The organism is Mycobacterium ostraviense (genome assembly GCF_002705925.1).
In the GTDB taxonomy this organism is placed as follows: Bacteria; Actinomycetota; Actinomycetes; order Mycobacteriales; family Mycobacteriaceae; genus Mycobacterium; species Mycobacterium ostraviense.
This window is the reverse complement of sequence record NZ_NKRE01000079.1, coordinates 1-288: the sequence shown is the minus strand read 5'-3', so window position 1 is coordinate 288 and position 288 is coordinate 1. Positions and strand designations below refer to the sequence as shown.

Below are 288 nucleotides of genomic sequence, written 5' to 3'. Positions count from 1 at the left end.
GGCATCCGCCATGTGCACGTGGTGGGCGCCGGCGTGATGGGCGGCGACATCGCCGCGTGGGCCGCCTACAAGGGCTTCGAAGTGACTCTGCAGGATCGTGAGCAGCGCTTCATCGACCCGGCCATGGAACGCGCGCAGGCACTGTTCGCCAAAAAGGTGCGTGACGAGAGCAAGCGCCCCGCCGTGGCCGCGCGCCTGCGTGCCGATCTGGAAGGCAACGGCGTGGCCGAGGCCGACCTGGTGATCGAAGCGATCATCGAGAACCCGGAAGCCAAGCGTGCGCTGTAC

Annotated in this window: 1 protein-coding gene; it reads left to right on the top strand. The window is 67.7% G+C overall.

Annotated elements, in window-relative coordinates; translation table 11 throughout:
* Positions 1 to 288, top strand: a 288-nt coding sequence (locus CDN38_RS33680) for a 3-hydroxyacyl-CoA dehydrogenase NAD-binding domain-containing protein (protein WP_244307496.1), incomplete at both ends; no start/stop codon positions are given.